Source organism: Paraglaciecola sp. (assembly GCF_030730205.1).
Lineage (GTDB): Bacteria > Pseudomonadota > Gammaproteobacteria > Enterobacterales > Alteromonadaceae > Paraglaciecola.
Window position 1 is genome coordinate 1 of the sequence record NZ_JANQVQ010000009.1, and the last position, 6,321, is coordinate 6,321.

8 protein-coding genes are annotated in these 6,321 nt (G+C 41.9%); 2 read left to right on the forward strand and 6 right to left on the reverse strand.

Annotated features, from left to right (window positions below; translation table 11 throughout):
- Nucleotide 1: 1 nt before the first annotated feature.
- On the forward strand, nucleotides 2–640 hold the full coding sequence (gene lepB, locus NWQ57_RS00725; protein ID WP_306020004.1) for a signal peptidase I: 639 nt from the start codon (nucleotides 2–4) through the stop codon (nucleotides 638–640).
- A 215-nt stretch (nucleotides 641–855) separates the two neighbouring features.
- Nucleotides 856–1,296 (forward strand): Hsp20 family protein, encoded by a 441-nt coding sequence (locus NWQ57_RS00730; RefSeq protein WP_306020006.1) that lies wholly within the window; start codon nucleotides 856–858, stop codon nucleotides 1,294–1,296.
- A gap of 75 nt (nucleotides 1,297–1,371) precedes the next feature.
- Here NWQ57_RS00730 and NWQ57_RS00735 read toward each other — a convergent pair whose 3' ends face one another.
- The 6 genes from NWQ57_RS00735 to NWQ57_RS00760 form a co-directional block, all read right to left on the reverse strand.
- Entirely contained in the window at nucleotides 1,372–1,758 is a 387-nt protein-coding gene (locus NWQ57_RS00735; RefSeq protein WP_306020008.1) for an MAPEG family protein, read from the reverse strand.
- Nucleotides 1,759–1,837: 79 nt separating this feature from the next.
- On the reverse strand, nucleotides 1,838–2,482 hold the full coding sequence (adk, locus tag NWQ57_RS00740) for an adenylate kinase (protein WP_306020009.1): 645 nt from the start codon (nucleotides 2,480–2,482) through the stop codon (nucleotides 1,838–1,840).
- Between the two features lie 186 nt (nucleotides 2,483–2,668).
- A complete protein-coding gene (htpG, locus tag NWQ57_RS00745; protein WP_306020011.1) occupies nucleotides 2,669–4,606 on the reverse strand; it encodes a molecular chaperone HtpG in 1,938 nt (645 codons plus the stop codon).
- Between the two features lie 128 nt (nucleotides 4,607–4,734).
- Nucleotides 4,735–5,334, reverse strand: coding sequence for a recombination mediator RecR (gene recR / locus NWQ57_RS00750; RefSeq protein WP_306020013.1), 600 nt, complete (start codon nucleotides 5,332–5,334; stop codon nucleotides 4,735–4,737).
- Nucleotides 5,335–5,353: 19 nt separating this feature from the next.
- A complete protein-coding gene (locus NWQ57_RS00755; protein ID WP_306020014.1) occupies nucleotides 5,354–5,680 on the reverse strand; it encodes a YbaB/EbfC family nucleoid-associated protein in 327 nt (108 codons plus the stop codon).
- A 43-nt stretch (nucleotides 5,681–5,723) separates the two neighbouring features.
- Nucleotides 5,724–6,321, reverse strand: a 598-nt coding sequence (locus NWQ57_RS00760; protein ID WP_306020015.1) for a DNA polymerase III subunit gamma/tau C-terminal domain-containing protein, incomplete at its 5' end; no start/stop codon positions are given.

Consider the following 6,321-nt stretch of genomic DNA (forward strand, 5'->3'; position numbering starts at 1 on the left):
CATAAAAATCGCAAAATCACTTAAACAAAATCTAAGCTTTTTGATGGTACTGCTGGCTCTTTTCGCCTCACGTAGCAGTCTGGCAGATTGGTATATAGTACCAACGGGATCCATGCAGCCTACCATCGTTGAAGGCGATCGGATTTTAGTCAACAAGATGGCATATCGTTTAGAATTACCGTTTACCAATATGACTGTGTTCGATATCGATAAACCTAAGCGCGGGGATATTGTCACCCTCAACTCTAGCGCTGCCGATACTCGATTAGTTAAACGCGTGATTGGTTTGCCAGGCGATATGATAGCAATGAGAGATAACAAACTTGTTGTAAATGGTAGGATGGTTTCTTATCAGAATACCGCCTCGAGTCATGTTTTGATCGAACAATTAGCTGAAAAATCTCATGCTGTACAACTAATGCCTGTTGCAGAGCCAATGGACAACTTTGACGCGGTACGTGTTCCCCCGGGCCAATTTTTATTACTAGGTGATAATCGAAATAACAGCGCAGACTCTCGAGTATTTGGCTTTTTTTCAGAACATGAGATTCAAGGTAAGGCCGTTCGCGTGCTAGTTTCACTTGATCCAGACAATAGCTATTTGCCCCGAAAAACGCGTTTTTTAAAACCCCTCATTTAACTGCATTTGCAAAACGCACATTGAAATATAAAAACTATACTTTTCAATAACTTAAAAATAATTTTAAAAATAATTTTATTTTTGCATTGAAAAATATCGACTCAAACATATATAGATTATGTAGTCGCTGAAAGGGTCTACAACGTAAAAAACTAAACCGCCGCCGCTAGTCGGGGCACAACATTTATATATTGCTTAAATACGAGGATATAACCATGCGTAACATCGATCTCACTCCACTATACCGCTCATTCATTGGTTTCGATCACTTAGCTTCTATGATCGACAATGCGAGCAGAAACGAAAAACAATCCACTTATCCCCCTTATAACATTGAGTTGTTAGCAGAAGATAAGTACCGAATTACCATGGCTGTCGCTGGATTTTCAAAAGACGAAGTTACCATCGAAGTCATCGAAAACACGCTACAAGTTACTGGAACAAAACCAGGCAAAGACGAAGAGCGTAAGTTTTTACATAAAGGGATATCAGAACGCAGTTTCGAACGTAAATTCCAACTAGGAGACCACGTTAAAGTGCTGTCAGCTGATATGGAACACGGCCTACTTCATGTTGAACTAGAGCGCGTCGTACCTGAAGCAAAGAAACCTAGAAAAATTGAGATTGGCTCTCAGTTACTCGAAAACAATCAGTAAAGATTGAAGGTGGAACAAATAACGGCGCTGATAAGCGCCGTTTTTAGTTATGTAGTAAAAAATGAACCGAGCAACTCAATACAACAGCAATAGATTGAGGACCGCACCAGATATCAATGCAACAAACGTTAACAACATACCTGAAATTCGCTGCCAACTTGTGCCAGCATGTCTACGTAAGCCAAATGAATGCAAAATGCGACCTAACAGTAAACTACTCCCCATAATATGCAACCACAGAGGCTGAGTGGCGTTTAACTCTGCCACCAGCAGCAATATTAAGATGAGCGGCGTATATTCAGCAAAGTTACCGTGCGAGCGTATCAATTGTAAAAAATGTTTATCTCCATCATCCCCTAGCGCTATCTTTTTAGAAAAACGACCGTTGATAACAAGGATGGTGAGATAAAAAAAGAATAGCGCCAACAGGCCGCCATAAAAAGCTGTCACAGGAGTATGCATGCTAATGTCTCGCTCTCTTTATAATTAAATATAAAAAAGCCCACAAAACGTGGGCTCAACTACAGTAATACAATTGTACTTAACCGAGTAGTTCCGCCAGTTGTTGGCTTACCTGCTCTACAGCTTGTGTACCATCTAATTTATGATACTGACAGTGACCCGCTTGAGCCTCAGTCGTATAATAAGAAACTAAGGGTTTAGTTTGTTCATGATAAATGCCAAGACGTTTCCGCACTGTTTCTTCTTGGTCATCAGGACGGATAGCCAGAGCCTCACCAGTTTCGTCGTCGATACCTTCAGTTTTTGGCGGATTATAACGCAAATGATATACACGACCAGAACCAGGGTGCACTCTTCGTCCACTCATACGCTCGACAATAATTTCGTCATCAACGTCAAATTCAATAACATGATCAACTTTGATCCCTGAGTTCTTCATGGCATCTGCTTGTGGGATCGTGCGAGGAAAGCCGTCTAACAAGAACCCTTTGGCACAATCTTCTTGAGAGATACGCTCTTTCACTAAACCGATGATCAGATCATCAGAAACAAGTTTACCCTCATCCATAACTTGCTTTGCGGCAAGTCCAAGTTCGGTTTTTGCTTGAATGGCTGAACGTAACATGTCGCCAGTAGATATTTGAGGGATCCCATATTTGCCCATTAAAAATTGAGCTTGAGTTCCTTTACCTGCACCCGGTGCTCCGAGAAGGATAATGCGCATACTGTGTCCTCTGCTGTAACCCTGCAAAAAATATAAGCCCGCAACTTTACACATTCACTCTTGATGTTACAAGAATATTAAGCTTACAAGCAGCATTCAATTGACAATTTCTTTTGTTTTACCTATTTGAAACAAAAACGGGCACTAAGGCCCGCTTTTAATAACACAAACATCGCTTTTTATGCACTATTTAACTAAGTTCATTAGTAGCTTGTTTAAATTCTGCACAAAGGTGGCTGGGTCTTTTAAACTGCCTTGTTCAGACAATGCAGCTTGGTCAAATAGCACCTCTGTCCACTGTCCAAATTGCTCTTCATCTTGGACATCTGCTAATAACTTCACCAATTGATGCTCTGGGTTTAGCTCAAAATGGTACTGAGCCTCAGGTACTGGTTGACCTGCAGCTTGCATCAACTTAATCATCTGGGTTGTCATACCATTCTCATCTGCAACAATACACGCAGGCGAGTCAGTTAAACGATGCGTAAACTTAACGTCTTTTACTCTGTCGCCTAATGCAGCTTTAACACGCTCAGCTAAACCTGAAACTTGCTTTTCTGCTTCTTTTAGCGCATTTTTACTTTCTTCATCATCTAAATCACCTAAATCTAATGCACCATGGGTGATTGATTGCAAAGATTTTTCTTCAAACTCATTGAGATGAGACATCAACCACTCATCAATGCGGTCTGACATGAGCAATACTTCGATGCCTTTCTTACGGAAGATCTCCAAGTGCGGGCTTGATTTTGCCGCTTTATAACTATCTGCGGTGATGTAGTAAATTTTCTCTTGCTTCTCTTGCATACGGCCAATGTAGTCAGCCAGAGATACATTTTGCACATCAGAATCATTGTGGGTAGAGGCAAAGCGCATCAAACCAGCAATCTTATCTTTATTGGCGAAATCTTCAGCAGGGCCTTCTTTCAACACGTTGCCAAATTCGCCCCAAAATGTTTGATACTTTTCAGCGTCATTTTTGGCAATTTTCTCAAGCATCTGTAGCACACGCTTGGTACAACCTTGACGCATTGCTTGCGACACTTTGTTATCTTGTAAAATTTCACGAGAGACATTCAAAGGTAGGTCGTTAGAATCAAGCAAGCCTTTCACGAAACGCAGATAGTTAGGCAGCATTTGCTCTGCGTCATCCATAATAAAAACGCGTTGCACGTACAATTTCAAACCATGCTTTTGCTCGCGGTTCCACAAATCGTAAGGAGCTTTGCTCGGAATATATAACAAGCTAGTGTATTCGGTTTTACCTTCTACCTTATTGTGCGCCCACACCATTGGATCGGCAAAATCATGTGAAATATGCTTGTAGAACTCTTTGTATTCATCATCTGACACTTCAGATTTGTCACGTGTCCACAAAGCTGTCGCTTTGTTAATTGCTTCCCAATGCGCAGGTACTGCAGGAATAGATTCACCCTTCTCGCCGTCTACTTCGGGCGCTTCTTGCGCAGGCACTTCTTCTTTATACATCTTAACCGGGATACTGATGTGATCAGAGTATTTACTGACAATAGAGCGCAGACGCCAATCATCTAAAAACTCTTTTTCATCTTCTCTAAGATGTAAGATTATTTCGGTTCCACGTTCAGCTTTTTCGATATCTGCGATGGTAAATTCGCCTTCACCTGCTGATTGCCATTCAACGCCTGCAGATTTATCGGCACCCGCCGCACGTGTGCGCACCGTTACGTTGTCCGCAACAATAAAGGCTGAATAAAAACCAACACCAAATTGGCCAATAAGCTGTGAATCTTTGGCTTGGTCGCCTGATAATTTACCGAAAAATTCCTTGGTACCCGATTTTGCGATAGTCCCTAAATGTTCAATGGTATCGGCTTTACTCATACCAATACCATTGTCTGCAATAGTGATGGTACCCGCTTCTTTGTCAACGCTTAATTTAACGTGTAAATCACCATCGCCTTCATACAAACTGTCATTTGATAATGCTCTAAAACGCAGTTTATCCGCTGCATCAGCAGCATTAGATATCAATTCTCGAAGAAAGATCTCTTTATTTGAATAAAGTGAATGGATCATCAGCTGAAGAAGTTGTTTTACTTCAGTCTGAAAGCCGTGAGTCTCTTGATGAACAGCATCAGTCATGGACTAAATCTCCTAGGGTTTGTTTACAAATTTTGATAGTCAGGAGATAGGGATGAACTTATTTATTTCAAGTCATTAAGTCATTAAGAATGTGCGATTACTGCATAAAAAGTACGTTTAGTCTGTGACTAGATTGCGCGACGACCACTAAAAGCATGCGTGAGAGTATTGCCATCAATAAATTCTAATTCGCCGCCCACAGGAACACCATGGGCTATTCGGGTGGCCTGGATCTGCAAGGTCTTACACATTTGACCAATATAATGGGCCGTGGCTGCCCCTTCAACCGTAGGATTTGTGGCGAGGATGACTTCACTAATGTCGCCCACTTGCAAAATTTTATCTAGTTGGTCTAACCCAATATCAGTAGGACCAATACCGTCAATCGGAGACAAATGCCCCATTAATACAAAATAACGGCCCTTAAATTCAGATGTTTGCTCAACCGCCAATACATCTTGTGGCGACTCGACAATGCACAGTAAAGGCGAGCTTTGCCGCTCTAGGTTGGCACAAATTTCACACAAGCTATTTTCACAAAAAGTACGACACTGCTGGCAGTGTTTTACGTGTTCCATGGCATTATGCAAGACCGAGCTCAACTGTAGCGCGCCTTTACGATTACGCTCCAGCAAATGAAACGCCATACGCTGTGCGCTCTTAGGGCCTACTCCAGGGAGTATCTTGAGCGCGTCAATTAACTCTTTTATCAAAGGACTAAATTGCATGGCGTCAGTGTCAGCGTGCTTAAAACGGCATCTTGAAGCCGGGAGGCATCTGCATACCACCGGTAACGGAAGCCATTTTTTCTTTTGTGGTTTCTTGCACTTTACGCACAGCATCATTGATTGCAGCAGCAACGAGATCTTCAATCATTTCTTTGTCGTCTTGCATCAAGCTCTCATCAATCTCTACTCGTCGAGCAGCATGGTTACAGGTCATGGTTACCTTTACTAAACCAGCACCTGATTGACCAGTGACTTCGATTGAAGCAAGTTCTTCTTGGCTCTTTTGCATGCGTTCTTGCATCTGCTGAGCCTGTTTCATCATGTTACCCATACCGCCTTTAAACATAATAATTCTCTCTTCTTAAATGAAATATTCAGCCTGTAAGGGCTTATTTTGCAACAATACTGTTGTTATCAACTCTAGCCGCAAACAACTCTTGCATGAGTCTGATACTTGCATCGTTGTTAATAACTTGTTCGGCGTATTCTTGTCGTAAGGTATTCACTTTTTGCTGTATGGCAAAAGGTGTATTAATGGGGTGGCCCAATTCAATTTCAAGCACTATGTCAGCGTTTAAAGCTGTTTTGAGCGCATTGCCTATTTGCTCCCTAGCTGAGGGAGTATCCAAGTGCTCTTTACTTGCTAGCAGAGTTAATTTCACGGTATCAGCGTTTTTTTCAAATGAAGAATGCAAAGCAAGCTGTTTGGTTAAAGCGGTAATTTGCATACTATCAATTAGCTGACTCCATTCATCCACTTGAATGGCCGATATGACTTTTTGTTGATCTGCTAGAAAGAGCGGGATTTCAATTGTCACCTCGCCTAACTCGTCTAAGCCTAAATGACCATGAGCATCAAGGGCTTGGTAAGCTTCTACTACACTGTCTGTGTTTACATCTGAGCTTATTTCACTGGTAGTAATAGTGTGCTCTGGTTCTCTTTCTCTGGGGCGATCATCATCATCCCAAGGGGGCGCCACTTCATGG